The 18,742-nt window shown below is 63.5% G+C and carries 22 protein-coding genes; 14 read left to right on the forward strand and 8 right to left on the reverse strand.

Annotated elements, in window-relative coordinates; genetic code table 11:
• The first annotated feature begins 72 nt into the window (after positions 1-72).
• From rpoD to NKJ90_RS25065, 7 genes are all read left to right on the forward strand, one after another.
• Positions 73-2,094, forward strand: coding sequence for an RNA polymerase sigma factor RpoD (rpoD, locus tag NKJ90_RS25035; protein WP_023761835.1), 2,022 nt, complete (start codon positions 73-75; stop codon positions 2,092-2,094).
• A gap of 183 nt (positions 2,095-2,277) precedes the next feature.
• Positions 2,278-2,571 (forward strand): GYD domain-containing protein, encoded by a 294-nt coding sequence (locus NKJ90_RS25040; protein ID WP_023761834.1) that lies wholly within the window; start codon positions 2,278-2,280, stop codon positions 2,569-2,571.
• 134 nt (positions 2,572-2,705) lie between these two features.
• The gene (locus tag NKJ90_RS25045) at positions 2,706-3,074 is read left to right on the forward strand and encodes a thiol-disulfide oxidoreductase DCC family protein (RefSeq protein WP_023761833.1); all 369 of its coding nucleotides are present in this window, start codon (positions 2,706-2,708) and stop codon (positions 3,072-3,074) included.
• A 222-nt stretch (positions 3,075-3,296) separates the two neighbouring features.
• Positions 3,297-3,968 (forward strand): PadR family transcriptional regulator, encoded by a 672-nt coding sequence (locus NKJ90_RS25050; protein WP_023761832.1) that lies wholly within the window; start codon positions 3,297-3,299, stop codon positions 3,966-3,968.
• 113 nt (positions 3,969-4,081) lie between these two features.
• Positions 4,082-4,378, forward strand: a complete 297-nt coding sequence (locus NKJ90_RS25055; protein WP_023761831.1) for an HlyU family transcriptional regulator — start codon at positions 4,082-4,084, stop codon at positions 4,376-4,378.
• A gap of 106 nt (positions 4,379-4,484) precedes the next feature.
• Complete coding sequence (greA, locus tag NKJ90_RS25060) at positions 4,485-4,967, forward strand: transcription elongation factor GreA (protein ID WP_023761830.1); 483 nt, start codon at positions 4,485-4,487, stop codon at positions 4,965-4,967.
• Between the two features lie 132 nt (positions 4,968-5,099).
• On the forward strand, positions 5,100-5,540 hold the full coding sequence (locus tag NKJ90_RS25065; protein WP_023761829.1) for a lipid-binding SYLF domain-containing protein: 441 nt from the start codon (positions 5,100-5,102) through the stop codon (positions 5,538-5,540).
• Between the two features lie 137 nt (positions 5,541-5,677).
• Here the strand turns inward: NKJ90_RS25065 and NKJ90_RS25070 are convergent, their stop codons facing one another.
• Both NKJ90_RS25070 and NKJ90_RS25075 read right to left on the reverse strand, forming a co-directional pair.
• Positions 5,678-6,880 (reverse strand): MFS transporter, encoded by a 1,203-nt coding sequence (locus tag NKJ90_RS25070; RefSeq protein ID WP_352487100.1) that lies wholly within the window; start codon positions 6,878-6,880, stop codon positions 5,678-5,680.
• A gap of 184 nt (positions 6,881-7,064) precedes the next feature.
• Positions 7,065-7,523: an Lrp/AsnC family transcriptional regulator gene (locus NKJ90_RS25075; protein WP_023761827.1), complete on the reverse strand. Its 459-nt coding sequence runs from the start codon at positions 7,521-7,523 to the stop codon at positions 7,065-7,067.
• Between the two features lie 169 nt (positions 7,524-7,692).
• On the opposite strand from NKJ90_RS25075, the gene NKJ90_RS25080 reads away from it, so the two are divergent.
• Both NKJ90_RS25080 and NKJ90_RS25085 read left to right on the forward strand, forming a co-directional pair.
• A complete protein-coding gene (locus NKJ90_RS25080) occupies positions 7,693-8,427 on the forward strand; it encodes an AzlC family ABC transporter permease (RefSeq protein ID WP_023761826.1) in 735 nt (244 codons plus the stop codon).
• Entirely contained in the window at positions 8,424-8,723 is a 300-nt protein-coding gene (locus NKJ90_RS25085; protein WP_023761825.1) for an AzlD family protein, read from the forward strand. The genes NKJ90_RS25080 and NKJ90_RS25085 overlap by 4 nt, the downstream gene beginning before the upstream one ends.
• A 58-nt stretch (positions 8,724-8,781) precedes the next feature.
• On the opposite strand, the gene NKJ90_RS25090 is transcribed toward NKJ90_RS25085, so the two are convergent.
• Positions 8,782-9,417: an FMN-dependent NADH-azoreductase gene (locus tag NKJ90_RS25090; protein ID WP_023761824.1), complete on the reverse strand. Its 636-nt coding sequence runs from the start codon at positions 9,415-9,417 to the stop codon at positions 8,782-8,784.
• A 111-nt stretch (positions 9,418-9,528) separates the two neighbouring features.
• Here NKJ90_RS25090 and NKJ90_RS25095 point away from each other — a divergent pair, with 111 nt between their 5' ends.
• Positions 9,529-10,485 (forward strand): LysR family transcriptional regulator, encoded by a 957-nt coding sequence (locus NKJ90_RS25095; protein ID WP_023761823.1) that lies wholly within the window; start codon positions 9,529-9,531, stop codon positions 10,483-10,485.
• On the opposite strand, the gene NKJ90_RS25100 is transcribed toward NKJ90_RS25095, so the two are convergent.
• The gene (locus NKJ90_RS25100) at positions 10,418-11,044 is read right to left on the reverse strand and encodes a TetR/AcrR family transcriptional regulator (protein ID WP_023761822.1); all 627 of its coding nucleotides are present in this window, start codon (positions 11,042-11,044) and stop codon (positions 10,418-10,420) included. The two genes, NKJ90_RS25095 and NKJ90_RS25100, sit on opposite strands and share 68 nt — an antisense overlap.
• 66 nt (positions 11,045-11,110) lie before the next feature.
• Here NKJ90_RS25100 and NKJ90_RS25105 point away from each other — a divergent pair, with 66 nt between their 5' ends.
• Entirely contained in the window at positions 11,111-11,536 is a 426-nt protein-coding gene (locus NKJ90_RS25105; protein WP_023761821.1) for a VOC family protein, read from the forward strand.
• A gap of 9 nt (positions 11,537-11,545) precedes the next feature.
• Here NKJ90_RS25105 and NKJ90_RS25110 read toward each other — a convergent pair whose 3' ends face one another.
• The gene (locus NKJ90_RS25110) at positions 11,546-12,511 is read right to left on the reverse strand and encodes a S1C family serine protease (protein WP_023761820.1); all 966 of its coding nucleotides are present in this window, start codon (positions 12,509-12,511) and stop codon (positions 11,546-11,548) included.
• A gap of 224 nt (positions 12,512-12,735) precedes the next feature.
• On the opposite strand from NKJ90_RS25110, the gene NKJ90_RS25115 reads away from it, so the two are divergent.
• Positions 12,736-13,608, forward strand: coding sequence for a S1C family serine protease (locus NKJ90_RS25115; protein ID WP_023761819.1), 873 nt, complete (start codon positions 12,736-12,738; stop codon positions 13,606-13,608).
• An 8-nt stretch (positions 13,609-13,616) separates the two neighbouring features.
• Complete coding sequence (locus NKJ90_RS25120) at positions 13,617-14,252, forward strand: helix-turn-helix transcriptional regulator (protein ID WP_023761818.1); 636 nt, start codon at positions 13,617-13,619, stop codon at positions 14,250-14,252.
• A 7-nt stretch (positions 14,253-14,259) separates the two neighbouring features.
• On the opposite strand, the gene NKJ90_RS25125 is transcribed toward NKJ90_RS25120, so the two are convergent.
• Both NKJ90_RS25125 and NKJ90_RS25130 read right to left on the reverse strand, forming a co-directional pair.
• The gene (locus NKJ90_RS25125) at positions 14,260-14,646 is read right to left on the reverse strand and encodes a type II toxin-antitoxin system VapC family toxin (RefSeq protein ID WP_023761817.1); all 387 of its coding nucleotides are present in this window, start codon (positions 14,644-14,646) and stop codon (positions 14,260-14,262) included.
• The gene (locus tag NKJ90_RS25130) at positions 14,643-14,909 is read right to left on the reverse strand and encodes a type II toxin-antitoxin system VapB family antitoxin (protein ID WP_023761816.1); all 267 of its coding nucleotides are present in this window, start codon (positions 14,907-14,909) and stop codon (positions 14,643-14,645) included. The genes NKJ90_RS25125 and NKJ90_RS25130 overlap by 4 nt, the downstream gene beginning before the upstream one ends.
• 167 nt (positions 14,910-15,076) lie before the next feature.
• Between NKJ90_RS25130 and NKJ90_RS25135 the strand changes: the two genes are divergently transcribed.
• Positions 15,077-15,943 carry an SDR family oxidoreductase gene (locus NKJ90_RS25135; RefSeq protein ID WP_352487103.1) on the forward strand — a complete coding sequence of 289 codons (867 nt, stop codon included), beginning with the start codon at positions 15,077-15,079 and terminating at the stop codon, positions 15,941-15,943.
• Between the two features lie 489 nt (positions 15,944-16,432).
• Here NKJ90_RS25135 and NKJ90_RS33595 read toward each other — a convergent pair whose 3' ends face one another.
• Positions 16,433-18,649 (reverse strand): OmpA family protein, encoded by a 2,217-nt coding sequence (locus NKJ90_RS33595; RefSeq protein WP_031260918.1) that lies wholly within the window; start codon positions 18,647-18,649, stop codon positions 16,433-16,435.
• Positions 18,650-18,742 lie beyond the last annotated feature (93 nt).

Genomic DNA, 18,742 nt, shown 5'->3' on the forward strand with positions numbered 1-18,742 from the left:
AGCGCATCCGATTTGACTGGTCCGACAGCTTACGCGGCTTTGATGTTCGGCCGCTAGGAGAAGAAAAAGACTATGGCGACAAAGGAAAAGGAAGAGGTCGAAACCGAACGCGAAGGCGCCACCGATGGCCCTCTGCTCGACCTTTCCGATGATGCTGTCAAGAAGATGATCAAGGCCGCCAAGAAGCGCGGCTATGTCACGATGGACGAGCTGAATTCGGTGCTGCCCTCCGAGGAAGTAACCTCCGAGCAGATCGAGGACACGATGGCGATGCTGTCCGACATGGGCATCAACGTGGTCGAGGACGACGAGCAGGGTGAGGAGCCCGAGGCCGCCGACACCGCGGCCGATGCCGAGGAAGACGCCAACGAGCTGGCCGAGCAGACCGGCACGGCCGTTGCCGCCACCACGACGAAGAAAGAACCGACCGACCGCACCGACGATCCGGTGCGCATGTATCTGCGCGAGATGGGCTCGGTCGAGTTGCTGTCGCGCGAGGGCGAAATCGCCATCGCCAAGCGCATCGAGGCCGGCCGCGAGACGATGATCGCGGGCCTGTGCGAAAGCCCGCTGACCTTCCAGGCCATCATCATCTGGCGTGACGAGCTCAACGAATCGAAGATCCTGCTGCGCGAGATCATCGATCTCGAAGCCACCTATGCCGGACCCGAAGCCAAGCAGGCGCCGGTGGTCGAGCGCATCGAGGAAGCCAAGGTCGAGGACAAGCCGCGCCGTTCGCGCGACGAGGAAGACGACGTCACCAATGTCGCCGCCGATACGCGCGGGCTGGTCGATGACGACGAGGAAGACGAGGACGAAGCGAGCCTTTCGCTGGCGGCCATGGAAGCGGAACTGCGCCCGCAGGTGATGGAGACGCTCGACGTCATCGCCGACACCTACAAGAAGCTGCGCAAGCTGCAGGACCAGCAGGTCGAGAACCGTCTGGCCGCCGCCGGCACTCTGTCGCCCAGCCAGGACCGCCGGCTGAAAGAGCTGAAGGACCAGCTGATCAAGGCGGTGAAGTCGCTGTCGCTCAACACGGCGCGCATCGAGGCGCTGGTCGAGCAGCTCTACGACATCAACAAGCGCCTGGTGCAGAACGAGGGCAAGCTGCTCAGGCTCGCCGAAAGCTACGGCGTGCGCCGCGAGGAGTTCCTGAAGGAATATCAGGGTTCCGAACTCGACCCGAACTGGACGCGCGCGATCGGCAACCTGACCTCGCGCGGCTGGAAGGAATTCACCAAGAACGAGAAGGACGCGATCAGGGACCTGCGCGCCGAGATCCAGAACCTCGCCACCGAAACGGCGATCTCGATCCTGGAATTCCGCAAGATCGTCAACCAGGTGCAGAAGGGCGAGCGCGAAGCCGCGATCGCCAAGAAGGAAATGGTCGAGGCCAATCTGCGCCTCGTCATCTCCATCGCCAAGAAATACACCAATCGCGGCCTGCAGTTCCTCGACCTGATCCAGGAAGGCAATATCGGCCTGATGAAGGCGGTCGACAAATTCGAATACCGCCGCGGCTACAAGTTCTCGACCTACGCGACATGGTGGATCAGGCAGGCGATCACCCGTTCGATCGCCGATCAGGCACGCACCATCCGCATCCCGGTGCACATGATCGAGACGATCAACAAGATCGTGCGCACCTCGCGCCAGATGCTGCACGAGATCGGTCGCGAGCCGACGCCGGAAGAGCTGGCCGAAAAGCTCGCCATGCCGCTCGAAAAAGTGCGCAAGGTGCTGAAGATCGCCAAGGAGCCGATCTCGCTCGAAACGCCGGTCGGCGACGAGGAGGATTCGCATCTGGGCGATTTCATCGAGGATAAGATGGCGATCCTGCCGATCGACGCGGCGATCCAGGCCAATCTGCGCGAGACCACCACGCGCGTGCTGGCCTCGCTGACGCCGCGCGAGGAACGTGTGCTCCGCATGCGCTTCGGCATCGGCATGAACACCGACCATACGCTGGAAGAAGTCGGCCAGCAGTTCTCGGTCACGCGCGAGCGCATCCGCCAGATCGAGGCCAAGGCACTGCGCAAGCTCAAGCACCCGAGCCGCAGCCGCAAGCTGCGCAGCTTCCTGGACAGCTAAAACCTGCCGAGATCAAAGAGTTCAAGGGCGCCACTGGCGCCCTTTTTCGTACAGGGGCGCGTGCTCTTGCGGCTCGCACCCTTCGGGAGGATAATTCGGCGTCGGATGCATTTTTTGGGCGACAACCCGGATGCCCGCCCCGGCCAAGCCGCCGTGCTCCGTGGCGCCGGAGGGAGGTGTGCCATGACAAGTTACATCGTGCTGATGAACTGGACCGAGCAGGGCGCCAGAAACGTTCGCGATTCGCCGAAGCGGCTCGACGCCGCCAGGAAGCAGCTGGGAGACATGGGCGGATCGTTCAAGGCTTTCTACCTGACCATGGGCGAATACGACATGGTGGCGGTGGTCGAAGCCCCCGACGACGCGGTCCTGGCGCGTTTCTCGTTGATGCTGGCGGCGGCCGGCAATGTCAGGACGCGGACGCTGAAGGCCTTTCCCGAATTAGCCTACCGCGAGATCATCACCTCGCTCGGATAGGCTCTGTGGTGAAAGGGCCGGAACCGACTGGTCCGAGGGTAGTCTCGTTCGCACGCAACCGATCGAGCGACGTCTTGACGGCGCCCGATCGTTTGTGGTCCTTCAGGTTGCGTTACCAAACAAATGCCGAGACTATGCTGACCGTCTGGTACAACACGCGCTGTCCGGTTTGCGATACAGGCATCAGCAGGCAGAAGCGGCGGCTGATCGAAGCGGTCAAGGCCGGACGGATCGAATTCCGCGACATCAACCTTGAACCGGCAGCGCTTGCCGCATACGGCGCGTCCCTCGAGGATATCCGCCGCCGGCTGCACGCCACCGACGCTGGTGGCCAACTGCTGGTCGGGGCCGATGTGGCGATCGCCGTGTGGAAGGTCACGCCGGGCGAGGGCTGGCTGGCGACTTTGTTCGGCAATCCCCTCGTTTTGCCGCTGACACGCTTTGCCTATGATCGGTTCGCCGACCTGCTCTATGCCTGGAACCGGCGCAAGGGTCGCTGGTAATCCTTGCTTCGCGGGCAGCATTGCGTTCGCAAAGACCACCGGCGGGGCAGCCAACAATTTCGCGCGTCGCCTCGTCGAGCACTCAACACCCCTGTTGCGTTTTGTTCCATCGACATCAAATCGCTGGCAACGCAGTCAGATACATCGTAAGATATATCTTGACTTCCCTGCAGCATGCGCCTAATTAAGATATATCGTAAGATACAACTCAAGGAGCAATCAATGCACAAGCACAATCATTTCGGCGAGCGCATGTTCATGCACATGGCCGGCAAATTTGGTGGCAGAGGGGGCGGCGGCTTCGGCCCGTTCGGGCACGGTGGTCGTGGCGGTGGACGCGGCGGCCCCGGCGACATATTCCGTGCCGGACGAATGCTGGCCGACGGCGACCTCAAACTGATCACGCTGTCGCTGCTGGCCGAGGCGCCGCGCCACGGCTACGACATCATCAAGGCGCTGGAGGAACGCACCAGCGGCATCTACAGCCCGAGCCCGGGCGTGGTCTACCCGACGCTGACCTTCCTGGAAGAGGCCGGCTACGCCGCCTCCGCCGCCGACGGCAACAAGAAGGTATTCTCGATCACCGAGGCGGGGCAGGCGCATCTTGCCGACAACCGCGAGATGATCGACAGCGTGCTCGACCATCTCGAGCGTTTCGGCCTCAAGATGGCCAAGGCGCGCGAGTGGTTCGGCTGGAACGACGAGAGCGACGAGGGCGGCCGTCGTGGCGGTCGTGGTGGCCGTTCGCAAGCACGCGACGAGTTCCGTGCCGTGCGCCACCGGCTGCGCGCGGCTCTCGGCGACTTCGTCGATGCCCCGGCCGACAAGCAGGCCGAGGCGATCGCCATCCTCGAAGCTGCAGCCGAGGCGCTGGAAGCGCTGTCGCACAAGTAAGGTCCGCCGGCACGGCCGGACGCAGCCCTTGCCCGCTGGGGCAAGGACCGATAGTGAAATTCATCCCGCGCCACGCTACATGGTGTGGGATGAATGCTGTTGGAGGAAGCCCGATGTCTTTTCTGAAGCGTCTTTTCGGCGGTGGTGGCGGCAATGAAGCGGCCGAACCAAAAAACGCGGCACCAGCCAAGCAGGTCGAGCACAAGGGTTTTCTGATCAGCGCCACGCCCTACAAGGCGGACGGCCAGTACCAGACCTGCGGCGTCGTCTCCAAGGAGGTCGACGGTGTGCTGAAGGAACACAAATTCATCCGCGCCGACCGCTTCGCCGGGCTCGACGATGCCGTCGACATCTCGATCAAGAAGGGCATTCAATTGGTCGACGAGCAGGGCGAGCGGATTTTCGGATAGGGACGGGATTGGTCGTGGCGACAAACGTCAGCCCCCGCAGGAGGCGGAAATCCGCCACCAGTTTCTCGAATGACGGCAGTAGGCGGCAAGCAGAGAGTCTCGACAATTGAGCGTAGCATTCGCCAAGGAGGAAAGTGCTGAGGCAGCATCGGAAACGATCCTGCCGGCTCGCCCTGTCTCCGATCGGATCAACCTCGTCACGGAGGCGGGCCTCAAGATGCTGCAGGATGAATTGGCTGGCGCTCAGCAGGCTCTCGAGGCCGCCAGCATGCTGGAGGATGTCAATGAGAGGCGACGGCAGTCGGCGGTTCCGGTTCGAGATATGCGCTATTATGCCGAGCGCGTCCGTACAGCTCAACTTATGTCGGTGCCCACGTCCAATGAAGTGATCGCCTTCGGGCACACGGTCACTTTCAAGCGTGATGATGGCCGCATCCAGACCTTCCGCATCGTCGGCGAGGATGAGGCAAACCCGTCTCAAGCTTCGATTTCGCATGGTTCTCCGGTTGGCATCGCGCTGACCGGCAAAACCGTTGGCGACTTTGTCCAACTGGGGCCGTGCGAACTTGAGATCCTGTCCATTTCCTAGTTGGGCATCGGGTATGGCGCACGACCAGTGCGAGTGCCTGGAACCAATGACGGGTGAGACTGTTCAATTGTAACTTCGACAAAACGCTGACGAGCCCAGCCGTTGGGCAAGCGGCCACCTTGAGGAGTTCCTATCATGATTTCGTCCAGAATTCGTTCACTCGCGGTTGCCGTCATCGCGGCAGGGGCAGTCAGCGTTTCCGGCGCCGCGCATGCCGACAGCGGCACGATCCGCTTTGCCGTCTACAAGGCGGCCTTCTTCGTGGGTGGATCCGGAGGCGAGGGCACGCTGACCTTCCATGGTCGTCGCTACCCCATCTCGGTCGCCGGCGTCTCGGGCGGCCTCGCCTTCGGGGTCTCCAAGACGTATTTCCAAGGCACCGTGCGCCATATCAGGCGCGCCCGGGATGTGACAGGCGTATACGGCGCGGCGGGCGGCGGCGGCACGCTCGGCAAAGGGGCTCAGGTGATCGTCATGACCAATGACAAGGGCGCCCAGCTCGAACTGTCAGGCAAGCAGGTAGGCCTGCAGGTCAACGCCGATCTCAGCGGTATGTCCATCACGGTGAAGTAAGAGGTTGGTCAAGGCCTTAAAATGGACCTGGCCGTGGCGGCGCCGCGTGCCCCGGCTCAAACGCCTGCAATCGCGCCGGACAGGCCAGGCTCATGGCGCGCCTGGCCTGTCCGGTCGGAACTCGATCCGGCCGAAGACTAAGCCGGCTGCAGCTCCCTGCGCGGCAGCGGCGGGAAGGCGATGGCGATGCCGACCGCACCAAGCCCGACGAGGGCCGAGCCGATGAACAGCCAGGAATAGTTGGCGTAGGCATCGAACACCATGCCGCCGGCCAGAGGTCCGAGCGCCATGCCGAGGCTGGACAGCATGGTGGCGGCGCCGAACACGGTGCCGAGGATGTGTTGGCCGAAATATTCGCGCGCCAGCACCGCGTAGAGCGGCATGACGCCGCCATAGGTGGCGCCGAAGATGACGGCCAGCATATAGAACTGCTCGAGCCGGCTGATCGAGAGATAGGCGGCGATGACGATCGCCTGGATCGCGAGGCCCGAGATCAGTACCGGCTTGACGCCCAGGCGATCGGCAAGCACGCCGTAGAAAAGCCGCCCGCCGAGGCCGGCAAGGCCCTCGACACTGTAGATCGAAACGGCCGCCATTGGGGCGACGCCGCATAGCACGGCATAGCTGACCATGTGGAAGATCGGCCCGGAATGCGCGGCGCAGCAGGCGAAGAAGGTCAGCCCCAGCACGATGAACTGCGGCGAGCGCAGCGCCTGGCCGACCGTCAGGCCGGCACCATCGGCAGCCGGCGCGGAACCAGTGTCAGCGACGGCTGGCTTCGGTGGCTGGCGGACCAGCAGCACGGCCGGCAACAGCAGCACCCAAGCCGTGATGCCGATGTCGAACATGGCAGTGCGCCAGTCATAGGCCGAGATCAGCCAGCGGGCGAAGGGCGAGATCGTCATCGGCGCCACGCCCATGCCGGCCGAGACCAGCGATACCGCAAGGCTGCGGTTGGTGTCGAACCAGCCGGTGGTCAATGCGATCATCGGCGCAAAGAAGGCGCTGGCGGCGAGGCCGACCAGCACGCCATAGGTGATCTGGAAGGTGAGGAGCGAGCCGGCGCGGCTGGCCAGCACCAGCGCCAGCCCGAGCAGTACCGCCCCGATCGTCACGACGATGCGGGCCCCAAAACGGTCCGACAGGGCGCCCCAGGCGAAGCCGCCAAGGCCCATCACCAGGAAGTTGAGCGTCATGGCGCTCGAAATGCCGGCGCGCGACCAGTTGGTGTCGATCGCCATCGGCTCAAGGAAGATCGCCAGCGAAAACATTGTTCCGATGGCGACACAGGACATCAGCGCGCCAGCGGCGACGATGACCCAACGATAGGAAAGGCTCATTCAAATCTCCCATGCCAGAGGGCAGCGCTGCACGCTGCTTGCATCCGAAGGACGCTGGCATCGAGGCCGATCCTACAATCCGGTTGCATTTTTTATCCAGTCTGAACGGCGCTGTTTTTCGGTGGTCCTTTTTTGGACGCACGTCATTATCCTGAAACCGCTTCGCACTTTTGGGCGGCATGCGTCAGATCGGCAGTTCCGACGTGTATTTGATCGTCTGGCTGGGAACGTCCGTCTTGACGTTCTGCACGCCCTTGATGCGGCTCAGATGCTCCGACTGGAAGCGGCGATAATCATCGATGCCGGCCGCCACCACGCGCACCATGGCATCGCAGTCGCCGAGCATCAGATAGCACTCCATCACCTGCGGCAGCTTGGCGACTTCGGTGGCGAAATGCTCGATCGTGTCCTCGTCCTGTGCCTTCAGCCAGATCCGGGTGAAGAAGGTCAGGCCCTTGCCGATGCTGGCCGGGTTGAGCACTGCCACATAGCGGTCGATGATGCCGGCTTCCTCCAGCAGCTTCACGCGCCGCAGGCAAGGTGAAGGCGAAAGCCCGACCTCATTGGCCAGATCGTTGTTGGCCATGCGGCCGTCGCGTTGCAGCGCCCGCAGGATCCGTCTGTCGATCTCGTCAAGTTTCATGGCGTTTGATTCCATTTATTCGGTGATTGGTGACACCAAATGCCAAAATTCCGTGAAACACAACGATCTTTGCAACCAAATTGCGGGCCGATATCGGTATGTTTGCCGCGACATCAGTTGATTTCAACCGCAGGGAAGAGGCGGCCGCGAGGCCAGCCGATGGATAACCATGAGCATTACACAGGAAGTCGAGACGGCGGGCGATGGCACCGGATCCGAATTCCGGCGCGGCGTGGCGTCATGCGCGCCGATCCTGTTCGGCACCATCCCCTACGCGCTGGTGCTTGGCGCCCAGGCCGCGCAGAGAGGCTTGAGCGTTGTCGAACTGTCGGCAATGACGGGACTGAATTTTGCCGGCGGTTCGGAATTCGCGGCGATCCAGTTGTGGACCTCGCCGCCGCACGTCGTGCTCATCGTCGCCATCACCTTCCTGGTCAACAGCCGTCATTTGCTGATGGGGGCGGCGCTGGCGCCGTTCCTGCGCTCCCTGCCGCGGCGCAAGGTCTTTCCGGCGCTGTTCTTGATGTGCGACGAAAGCTGGGCGCTGGGCTTGGCCGACTCCAGGCAGCGCAGGGCTGCCGGCATCACGCCGGCCTTCAGCCCGCGCTACTACATGGGCGCGGCATTGGCGATGTATCTCACCTGGGTGGCCTTCACCACGCTGGGTACCTTGCTCGGCCCGATGCTCGGCGACGTCGGGACCTACGGTTTCGAAATGGCGTTCCCGGCCGTCTTCCTGGTGCTGATGCGCGGCATGTGGACGGGCATGGCGGCGGCGCGGCCCTGGCTGGTCAGCCTCGTCGTCGCGGCACTGTTTTATCTCTTCATCCCGGGCGCCTGGTATGTCGCCGCCGGTGCGGTGTCGGGGCTGGTCGCGGCCTGGCTGATGGCAGGTGATGTATGATCGACGCAACGACCGTGCTTGCCATCGTGCTGATGGCCGGCGTTACCTACCTGACGCGGATCGGCGGCTATGTCTTGCTGCGCAACCGCACGCTCAGTGCGCGTGCCACGGCGGTGATGGAGGCAGCGCCCGGTTGCGTGCTGATCTCGGTGATCGCGCCTGCCTTCGTGTCGCGGAATCCGGCCGACCTTCTGGCGCTGGCGATCACTTTGATCGCGGCGACGCGGCTGTCCATGCTGCCGACCGTTCTGATCGGGGTCGCTTCGGCGGGGCTGTTGCGGCATCTGATTGGCTAGAACGAAAAAAGGCAGGCGCGGCGCGCCTGCCTTTTTCAATCCAGATGATCGGTGTGACTTACGCTGCCGCCGCGACATCCCGGGTGGCGGCCACTACGGCGTCGACCTTTGCGGTCGCCTTGGCGAGCGCCGATGCTACCGCGTCAGGCCCCATGCTGACGCCTTCGATGCGAATGACGTCGACATCGGTCATGCCGAGGAAGCCGAGCACGCCGCGCAGGTAGGGAATGGCGTGATCGAACTGCACGGCAGCACCTTCCGAATAGATGCCGCCGGAAGCCAGCACGATATAGACCTTCTTGCCGGTGACGAGGCCCTTGGGGCCGTTCTCGCCATAAGCAAAGCTCTTGCCGGAGCGGGCGATGTGATCGACCCAGGACTTCAGCGTCGAGGAGATGTTGAAATTGATGAAGCCGGTGGCGAGGATCACCGTATCCGCTGCGAACAACTCGTCCAGCACGACATCGGAAACGCCGACCACCTCGGCCTGACGCTCAGAGCGGGCTTCGGCCGGCGTATAGATGCCGGTCGCATAGTCGGCATCGATGTGCGGCAGGGGGTTGGCGACGAGATCACGCACCACGAGCGTGTTGGACGGATCGGCGGCAAGCAGTTTCTCGGCGAATTCGGTGGCGATGCGGGTCGAGTGCGAAGCAGCGCCACGCGGGCTTGAGGTGACAAGAAGAATGGACATGTTGGCTCTCCAGCGGGTTGTGATGAATTGTCCCGGCACATATGGGGCTACCAACCCATTCGATAAACGGATATAATTTCTATACGATCCATCCATAAAGTAGATATAGCGATGCAGCCCAACCCGACGCTCGACCAACTTCAGATACTGGTGACGGTCGCCGAAAGCGGCAGCTTCTCGGCGGCCGGCCGTAAGCTCAACCGATCGCAATCCGTCATCAGCTACGGCATTGCCAATCTTGAGGCGCAGCTCGGCCTGAAGCTGTTCGAGCGCGAGGGTACGCGCGAGCCGCAGCTGACCGATATCGGGCGGGCGATGCTGGAAGATGCGCGTCGTATGATCGGCGTGCTGCAGCGCATGCGCTCGCGCGTCGACAGCCATCACCAGGGGCTTGAGGCTGAAATTGCGCTGTCGGTCGACGCGGCGCTGCCCTCACCGGTGCTGGTTCGAGTGCTGAAGGCATTCGAGGCGCAGTTTCCGACGGTGATGTTACGCGTGCACATTGGTACGCTTGGCTTGATCCCCGATCACGTCGTCAGCGGCCAGGCCGACCTTGGCATTGGCGGCCTGCTGGGCGAGGTCGACGTGCATCTTGTGCGTATCGGCTTCATGTCGATCGTTCTGGCAGCCGCGCCCACCCACCCGCTGGCCTTGCTGCCAAAACCGGTGGCGATCGAGGATGCGCGCGAACACACCCAGCTGGTCGTCACCGACCAGTCGGAGCGCACCAAGGGACGTGACTTTGGCGTCTACGCCTACCGCACCTGGCGGCTGACGGACATGCGCACCAAGCATACGCTGATGCGCGAGGGGTTGGGCTGGGGCGGGCTGCCGCGCTGGCTGATCGCCGACGATCTGGCGAGCGGCCGGCTGGTCGAAATCGATCTCGAGTCCTTCAGGGAGGTGAGTTCTCCCTTGTTTGCCATGCACCGCAACGATCGCAGCCCGAAGCCGGCAGCGGCCTGGCTGATCGATCAGTTCAAGCGCCAACTCGGCTGCTTCAACGAGTTCGAGCCGGGCGAGGTGCCTGAAGACGGGCCGGAGACAGCCCATCGATCAGCGCTATGAGCACGGCGTGATAATCCTGCGCTGATTCGCCGGCTTCGATGGCGAGCGCGGCGCGGTCGAAGGCAGCGGCAAAGAGCGCCGTCAGTGCCTCCGCCGGCAATCTCGTCATCGTCTGCGCCCGCATTGCCGCAACCAGACCTTCGCGCAGCGAGCGGTTGCCGTGACGGTTGTCGATCTCGTCCATGGCGGCGCGGCCAAGCACGGCCGGCCCATCGAGCAACAGCAGCCGTGTGCGGCCGGGCGCACGCATGGCGGCGAGATAGGCACACGAACCGGCAATCAGCGCGTCGCGCGCATTGAGCGAGGGCGGCGAGGCGTGCTCGATCTCCTCGGCGACAGCTGCCGCCTCCTGCTCGACCACGGCGGCAAACAGCGCCTGCTTGTCGGCGAAATGGTGATAGAGCGCGCCGCGCGTGACGCCGGCGGCGGCGACAATCTCGGGCGTGCCGGTCTCTGCATAGGATTTTTCGGTGAACAACTTTCGCGCAGCGGCGATCAGATCGGCGCGCGTCGCCTCGGTGCGGTCGCGGTTGGAGCGACGTGCGGAGTCCTGTTGCATACATGCAGCCTGTATGTTAATTCAATCTACATGCAGACTGTATGTTAATAGACGGGAGAAGGAAAGATGAAGACCACGAGCTATTATCCGGTGCTGATGACCGGCGACGTCGCCGGCACAACGGCTTTTTATGTCGAGCATTTCGGCTTCCAGCCGCTGTTTGAAAGCGGCTGGTACGTGCATCTGCAATCGGTGGAGAGCAAACGTGTCAATCTCGGCATTGTCCAAGGCGACCACGAGACGATCCCTGAGGAGGGGCGGGGCCGCACATCGGGCCTGTTGATCAATTTCGAGGTCCGCGACCCGGACGCGGTCTATGAGCGGATCCTTGCCGCCGGCCTGCCGATCCTGCGCTCTCTGCGCGACGAACCCTTCGGCCAGCGCCACTTCATCACCAGGGATCCCAATGGCGTGCTGATCGACGTCATCAAGCCGATTGCGCCGAGCGAGGAATTTCTGGCGCAATATGCGGAAGGGGCGGCGGGAGCCTGAGCGTCAGCCCTAGCCAGCCCTTGCCACCGGCGTCACCGTCACCTGGCTGACGCCGGTGCGGCGCACGACGGTGCACAGCGTTTCGCGGCCGATGCGATCGGCGTCGAGCATACGCACCAAATCGTCGACCCCGGTGACCGGGCGGCCATCGATGGCGGCGATGATGTCGCCTTCCTTGAAACCCGCTATTGCCGCCGGGCCGTTCTTCTCGACGCTGCGCAGCCGGACCGCCGTCTTGCTCGACACTTGCGACAGAAGCGCGGCGCGGCGTGGCAGACTGGTGGTGTCGGCCGAGACGCCGATGAAGGCGCGGCGCACGCGGCCGAAGCGAATGATCTCCGAAATGACGAAGTTGGCGGTGTTGGAAGCGACGGCGAAGGCGATGCCTTGCGCGCCATGGATCATGGCGGTGTTGACGCCGATGACCTCGCCGGCCGACGAAACCAGCGGTCCGCCGGAATTGCCGGGGTTTAGCGCCGCATCGGTCTGGATGACATCGTCGATCAGCCGGCCGGTGGAGGCGCGCATCGAGCGCCCCAGCGCCGAGACAACGCCGGAGGTGACGGTCCACTCGAAGCCCAGGGGGTTGCCGATGGCAATGGCGATCTGGCCGCGCCGCAGCCGCTTGGAATCGCCCAGCGGCGCGATATCGGCAAAGCTGCCGTCGGCGCGCACCAGTGCTATGTCGGTGTCCGGGTCGCGGCCGAGCACGTGGCCTTCTCGCGAGGCGCCGTCCGGCATCGAGACGCGCACCGTTCTTGCGTCGCCCACGACGTGAAAATTGGTGACGACCAGCCCGTCCTGCGCGATGACGAAGCCCGAGCCATGGCCGCCCTGACCGCTGATGCGCTCGATGCGGCAGACGGCAGGGCCGATGCGGTCGACCGCGTCGGCAACCGTCGTCGAATAGGCGTCGAGCAGCGTGCCGTCGGCTAATCTGTCGTCAGTTTCGAATTTCGGGGCGAGGCGGGCCATCGGCGGGGTTCCATGTTGTCGGGCGCAAGGACGATTTTTTCCTGCGCGCCGTTGTCCCAAAACCGCTGAGCACTTTTGGGCGACACGCACTATATGTGCGGAGCGGCTGGACCGGCCGCGACCTGACCAGATGGCCAGTCAAACCGCCAACTAGCCGTCAGGCGAGTACCTTCGGGCGCGCTGTCGAGCGATATCTGGGGCATGAGAAAACCCAGGAGACCAACATGAGCGATTTCAATCTGAGTGCGTTTTCGGAAGCCATCGCCGATCTCGCCGCCAAGGCGGCACCGGCAACGGCAAGTTTCGCCACGCATCAGCATCGGACGGCAAGCGCCTTCCACTGGCGTGACGGCTACTTCGTCACCGCCGAAGAGGCTGTCGAGGCAGGCGAGGAGATCGAGCTGGTGTTGGCCTCGGGTGAGACGGTGAAGGCCGAGCTCGTCGGCCGCGATCCTTCGACCGGCGTTGCCCTGCTGAAGCCGGCTGCTGCCGTCAACGCAGCGCCGTTGGCCAAGGCCGGTGCGGTGCGGCCCGGCAATGTCGCCATCGCCATCGGCAACAGTGACGGTTCCGCTCTGGCCGTGTCGGGCTCGGTCGGCGAGGTCGGTCCGGCCTGGCGCTCGATGCGCGGCGGCAGCATCGACCGGCGCATCAATCTTGCGGTCGGTGCCGGCGGCCGCTTCGAGGGTGGCCCGGTGCTCGACGCCAAGGGCGCACTGATCGGCATGCTCTTGTTCGGACCGCGTCACCGTGCGCTGGTGATGCCTTACGAGACGATCGAGCGAGCGGTCGCGACGCTGCGCGAAAAGGGCCATGTCGCGCGTGGATATCTGGGCGCCGGCCTGCATCCGGTGCGCGACCGCGACGCGCATGGCGCGATGGTGATGAGCCTCGACGAGGATGGCCCGGCCAAGGCTGCCGGCCTCTCTCTTGGCGATATCATCGTAGCGTGGAACGGCGAGGCCGTGCATGGTCCGCGCGACCTGATCCGCAGGCTCGGGCCCGACAGCGCCGGCGCTTCGGTGACGCTCGGCGTCGTACGCGGCGGCGAACAGCGCGATGTCGCGCTGTCCGTCGGCGAAAAGCCGCTTTCCTGAGAGGAGTGATGGATACGCTCACCAGCGACCGGATCATGACTGACGGTGCCGTCTCGCGGCGGCTGGTGGTGCTGATTGCGCTTGGTGACGCGTCGCGCGCCGAGCGCCTGGCTGCCTCGCTTGCCGCGAGCGAAGACCTGCTGCCGGTCGTGGCCGGTGATGGCAAAGCCGATGTCGCCATCATCGACGACAGGAGCGTGGACGCCGTGCCGGTGTCCACGCCACGGGTGCTGCTGTCGGGACGCGCCAATGGCGGGCGACCCGCTGGCGAGGTATTGGCCGTCATGCCTGTGGACGCGGACGATTTGTTGATCGCTGCCGCGGCGCGACTGGCTGCGGCCGGCTATCGCGTATCGGGCGACGGCAGAAGCGGGCGCCTTGAGGACTTCCATCCGGGCGACGGCGAGCCGTTCGAGGATGAAGCCTCCGACGAGCATGCGATCCGCCCAACACTGTCGCCGCGCGAGGCGGAAGTATTGGCGCTGCTGGCCGAGGGAGCGCCCAACAAGGTTATCGCACGGCGGCTGAACATTTCCGTGCACACGGCGAAGTTTCATGTCGCCGCGATCCTGATCAAACTTGGCGCCGCCAACCGCACAGATGCCATCGCTATCGCGATGCGGCAGGGGCTGGTGCTGGTCTAATTGTACATCACACCGCTTCGATGTCGGTTAGCCGGAAATCATCACCCTTGAACAGCAGCGGCATGGCTTCGAGACGCGCCGTGGCGTAGGCGATGCAGTCGCCAAAATTCAGCGCGGCCGGATGCCGGCCCTTGCCGTAGCGCAGGAAGGCCTGGCGTGCGACCGCGGCATGGTCGGCGGTAAAGGCAACGGTCTCGATCGAGGCGGTGCGCAGGAAGTCGTCTAGGCGATCAAGGATTTCATCCTGCCTGCCGCCGGCGAGCACCATCGTCGTTTCAAGAAACGTTGGCGCCGCCAACAGCCGCCTTTTGGCCTGTGCGATCGCCAACACGAAACGATCGTAACCAGGCTCGGCGCGCAGGATAGCAACCAGGGCCGAGGAATCGATGATCATTTCGTCGGGATCCCGAACTCGTCGTAACCGAGGATTTCGTCCTCGGTCATCGCATTTTCGCGTTTGGGGATTTTTCCGGCACTGTCGGAGATAGCCATCAACCGCTGAAACAGGTCGCTGGTTTCATCGCGCGGCACCAATCGCTCGCGCGCAACTTCGCGCTCGAGACTCTGGCGGATGGCCTCGGTCACCGACACGCGGCGGCGGCGAGCGAGTTCGCGCGCCATTTGCTCGACTTCCATGTTCTTAATCGACAGTGCCATGCTATATTCTACCTATCTGTATAGAATATATACATCGAACGCTCAGCAATTCCAATAGGTTTGGACCGTAGGCCGCAGCGTCACCATGGCATCCCGCCGCAAGCTCTTGTATCCGTGACCGCCACAGGCAAGGATTGCGCAAGGAAAAATACGCAGGCGGAGGAAAAATGTCGCTCAAGGGAAGGACGCTGTTCATCTCCGGCGGGTCGCGTGGCATCGGGCTGGCGATCGCGCTGCGTGCCGCGCGTGACGGCGCCAATGTGACGATCGCCGCCAAGACCGCTGAGCCGCATCCCAAGCTGCCGGGCACGATCTACACGGCGGCTGAAGAGATCGAGCGGGCCGGAGGCAAGGCGCTACCTGTGCTGTGCGATATCCGTGAAGAGGCGCAGGTTGCCGACGCGGTCGCCAGAACCGTCGAAAAGTTCGGCGGCATCGACATCTGCGTCAACAATGCCAGCGCCATCCAGCTCACCGGCACGTTGGAAACCGACATGAAACGCTATGACCTGATGCATCAGATCAACACGCGCGGCACCTTCCTCGTTTCCAAAATGTGCATTCCACACCTGAAGTTAGCCAGCAATCCTCATATCCTGAATCTGGCGCCGCCGCTCGACATGAAGGCCAAATGGTTCAAGAACCACGTCGCCTACACGATGGCCAAGTTCGGCATGTCGATGTGCACGCTGGGGATGAGCGCCGAATTCGCCAGGGATGGCATTGCGATAAATTCGCTGTGGCCGATCTCGACCATCGACACGGCGGCGGTGCGCAATCTGCTCGGCGGCGCGACAGTGGCGGCGATGAGCCGTTTGCCCGACATCATGGCCGATGCCGCGCATGCCATCTTCATGCGGCCGGCGCGCGAGACCACGGGCAATTTCTACATCGACGAAGAGGTGCTGCGCGCCGAGGGCGTCAGCGATTTCTCGGTCTATTCACCTGACGCGAACGGGCCTCTGGCCGGCGACTTTTTTGTGCCGGACGAGGTGTTTGCTAATTCGAGCACGAAGATAAGAGGGATCTATTAGAGTAATTCCAGGAAAAGCGTGAAACGGTTTTCCCGGGAAAAGCGCATAGCGCTTTCCTTGGGAGTTGCGTCAAAAACAAAGAGTTAGAGCAGTTTTCAGAACTCAGAAGCGCGGAGCCACCAGCGCGTCGATTGACGAGCTGTCAGCTGATCCGTGATGGCGTGTCCGTGGGCTGAGCGAGCTCCGCCTGGTTCCGGTCGGCGCTGCGGGCTGCGGAGCTATTTCGGTCAGGTCGCTCCGGTTTGCAATTTGCAAGACAAAACCCCGCCGGAGAGGGTCCGGCGGGGCTCAATACGTCCCGCTGGAGTCGGGACGGGGCAGGGAACGCCCAATCCTGAATCTGGGGTAGGTGCGCCTTCTATTCAATGAGCCCGGTTGCATACCGGAACATTTCTTGAACTTGGGACGTCGATCCATCCCCGGTGAAGCCGGGGATGGATGCTTCTCGTGCCGATTCCACAAACCAGGTCATGGCATTGAAATCATGGCTTAATTGTTGCTGGCGACAGGCGCCACCAGCGGGGTGATACGGCGGATCGCAACGCGTCGGTTCTCGCGGTTGGGTCCCGCCGTGTTGACCTTCAGATACTCCTCGCCATAGCCCTGTGTCGTCAGGTTTTCCGGCGGGATGCCGAACGCGTTGGTCAGCGCCTGAGCCACCGCTTCCGCGCGGCGATCGGACAGAGCCAGGTTTGCCTCTGGCGTGCCCACCGCGTCGGTGTGGCCTTCGATCAGGAAGGTCTCGGCCGGGTTCTTCTTCAACAGCTTCTCCATGGCGGTGGCGACGCCCTCGAGCTTCTGCACCTCGGTGTCGGAGATCGAGGCCGAACCGAAATCGAAGTTGAGCGTATCGAGATCGACGCGCCGTGCGATGTCGCGCACACGGGCCGAGCGCTTGACCTCGTCGATTGAGTAGAGGCGTTGCACCCGTTCCACCGGCGGCTGTTCGAGGAAGGTGTAGTAGTCGTCGGGATCCTCTACATTCTCGGAGTCCAGAATGTACTCCTCGCGCGGAATGGTGAGCCGCATCGGCGGCAGGTCGTCGCCCGGATCGCGCCAGTCGCCCTCATCCTCATACTGGCTCTCGTCGACATAGCTCAGCACATACTCGTGCCCATCCGGAGCGATTCGCGAACGCTGGATGATGTCGCCGTAGCGGTTGCGGATGGTGATGATCCGGACACCGTTGTCACGCTCGACAATTTCCCGGGTGCGATCGCCCGACAGGTCCTCATAATACACGTTCCTGGCGCCGCGATGCATACGTGGAGCGTCACTGCTTTCCACGATCGTCTGGTTGTTGAACTGGAGGATGACGCGGTCGCCGAGTTCCCTGACGACGTCGACGCCTTGCGGACGCCGGCGGTCGCGGACGTTCTCATCGGGTGCGCGCTCGACGCGTTTGCCCTTTTCCTCCGTCACGGGAGCGATCTTTTCAGGCTGGATTGCCTGCTGGGCCGCCCTGTCGTCGGTGGGTGGTGGTCCCTGGTCGACCGGAGCAGGCTTTGGAGCCTGCGCCTGCTGACCATTCTGCTGGGTGGGCTGGTTGGCCTGCTCACTCGCATTCTCGCCTCCCTGCCGGCCATTCTTGCCCTTGCGCTTGCGCAGGACATCCTTCTGGCTGTCTAGGATGGGGGCTGCATTCTTGTCGGCCGGGGCCTCAGTCTGGGTCGCATTTTCACCTTGGGCCGGCTGTTCACCTGGGGCCGGCTGTTTGCCAGTCAACGGCTGCCGGCCATTGGCGGGTTGTTCGGCCGTCGACGGTTGTTCTCCGGTGGCCGGCTGCTCTGCCGTTGCCGGCTGTTCGCCGACAGGCTTCTTGCCGCGCTTCTTCTTTTCCTGAGGCTGTTTGCCCTCGGCCGGCGCCGCCTGTTGCTCGGGCTGAAGCGGCTCGGCCTGCGGAACCGGCTCGCCGGCGGGCGCTTGCTTCCTGGCCGGCGCTTGTTCGGCGGGTGCGGCTTCGATCTGCTGGTCCTGCTTGTGCTTCTTGCGCAGGGGCTGTGGATTGTTGTCGTTTGCCGGGGCGGCCTGCTGTGCAGGCTGTTCAGCCGGCGCCTGCTCCGTCTGCTGCTGCTGGTCGCGCTTCTTCCTGCGCGGCTGTGGTTGCTCGGCCGGAGCGGCCTGTTCGGCAGGCGCCTGCTGGGTCTGCTGCTGCTGATCGCGCTTCTTCCTACGCGGCTGCTGTTCTTCGGCCGGAGCGGCCTGTTCGGCCGGCGCCTGCTGGGTCTGCTGCTGCTGATCGCGCCTCTTCCTGCGCGGCTGCTGTTCTTCGGCCGGAGCGGCCTGTTCGGCCGGCGCCTGCTGGGTCTGCTGCTGCAGATCGCGCCTCTTTCTGCGCGGCTGCTGTTCCTCGGCCGGAGCGGCCTGTTCGGTCGGCGCCTGCTGGATCTGCTGCTGCTGATCGCGCTTCTTCCTGCGTGGCTGCTGCTCCTCGGCGGGCTGCTCGCGCTGGGCAGGCGCTGCCTGCTGTTCAGGCTCGGGCCTCTTGCGCTCGGGCTTTTGTTTCGGCTCGGCCTGCTGCTTCTTTGCGCAGGCTTCTGCTGATTCGCCCTCGGCGCATGCTGCTTGCGCCAAATTGAATGGGACCGACGTGCGCTGGGTAGGGCCGAACGCGGCACTTTCCTGAAGCGGGAACGCGCCCAAAGGCGTGGATGCTATCAGCAGGCCAAGTGCGGTGCCGGCCAGAATCCGTGGTTGGCGTTTCATCGAAAACTCTCCTTATGGGGTCCCATCCTTGCCGAAACCTATCTTGCGCCGATTGGTTCCGGTTTGGCGTGAATAGAGGCCGCGCAGGGCGAT

The organism is Mesorhizobium sp. M0051 (assembly GCF_040323235.1).
In the GTDB taxonomy this organism is placed as follows: Bacteria; Pseudomonadota; Alphaproteobacteria; order Rhizobiales; family Rhizobiaceae; genus Mesorhizobium.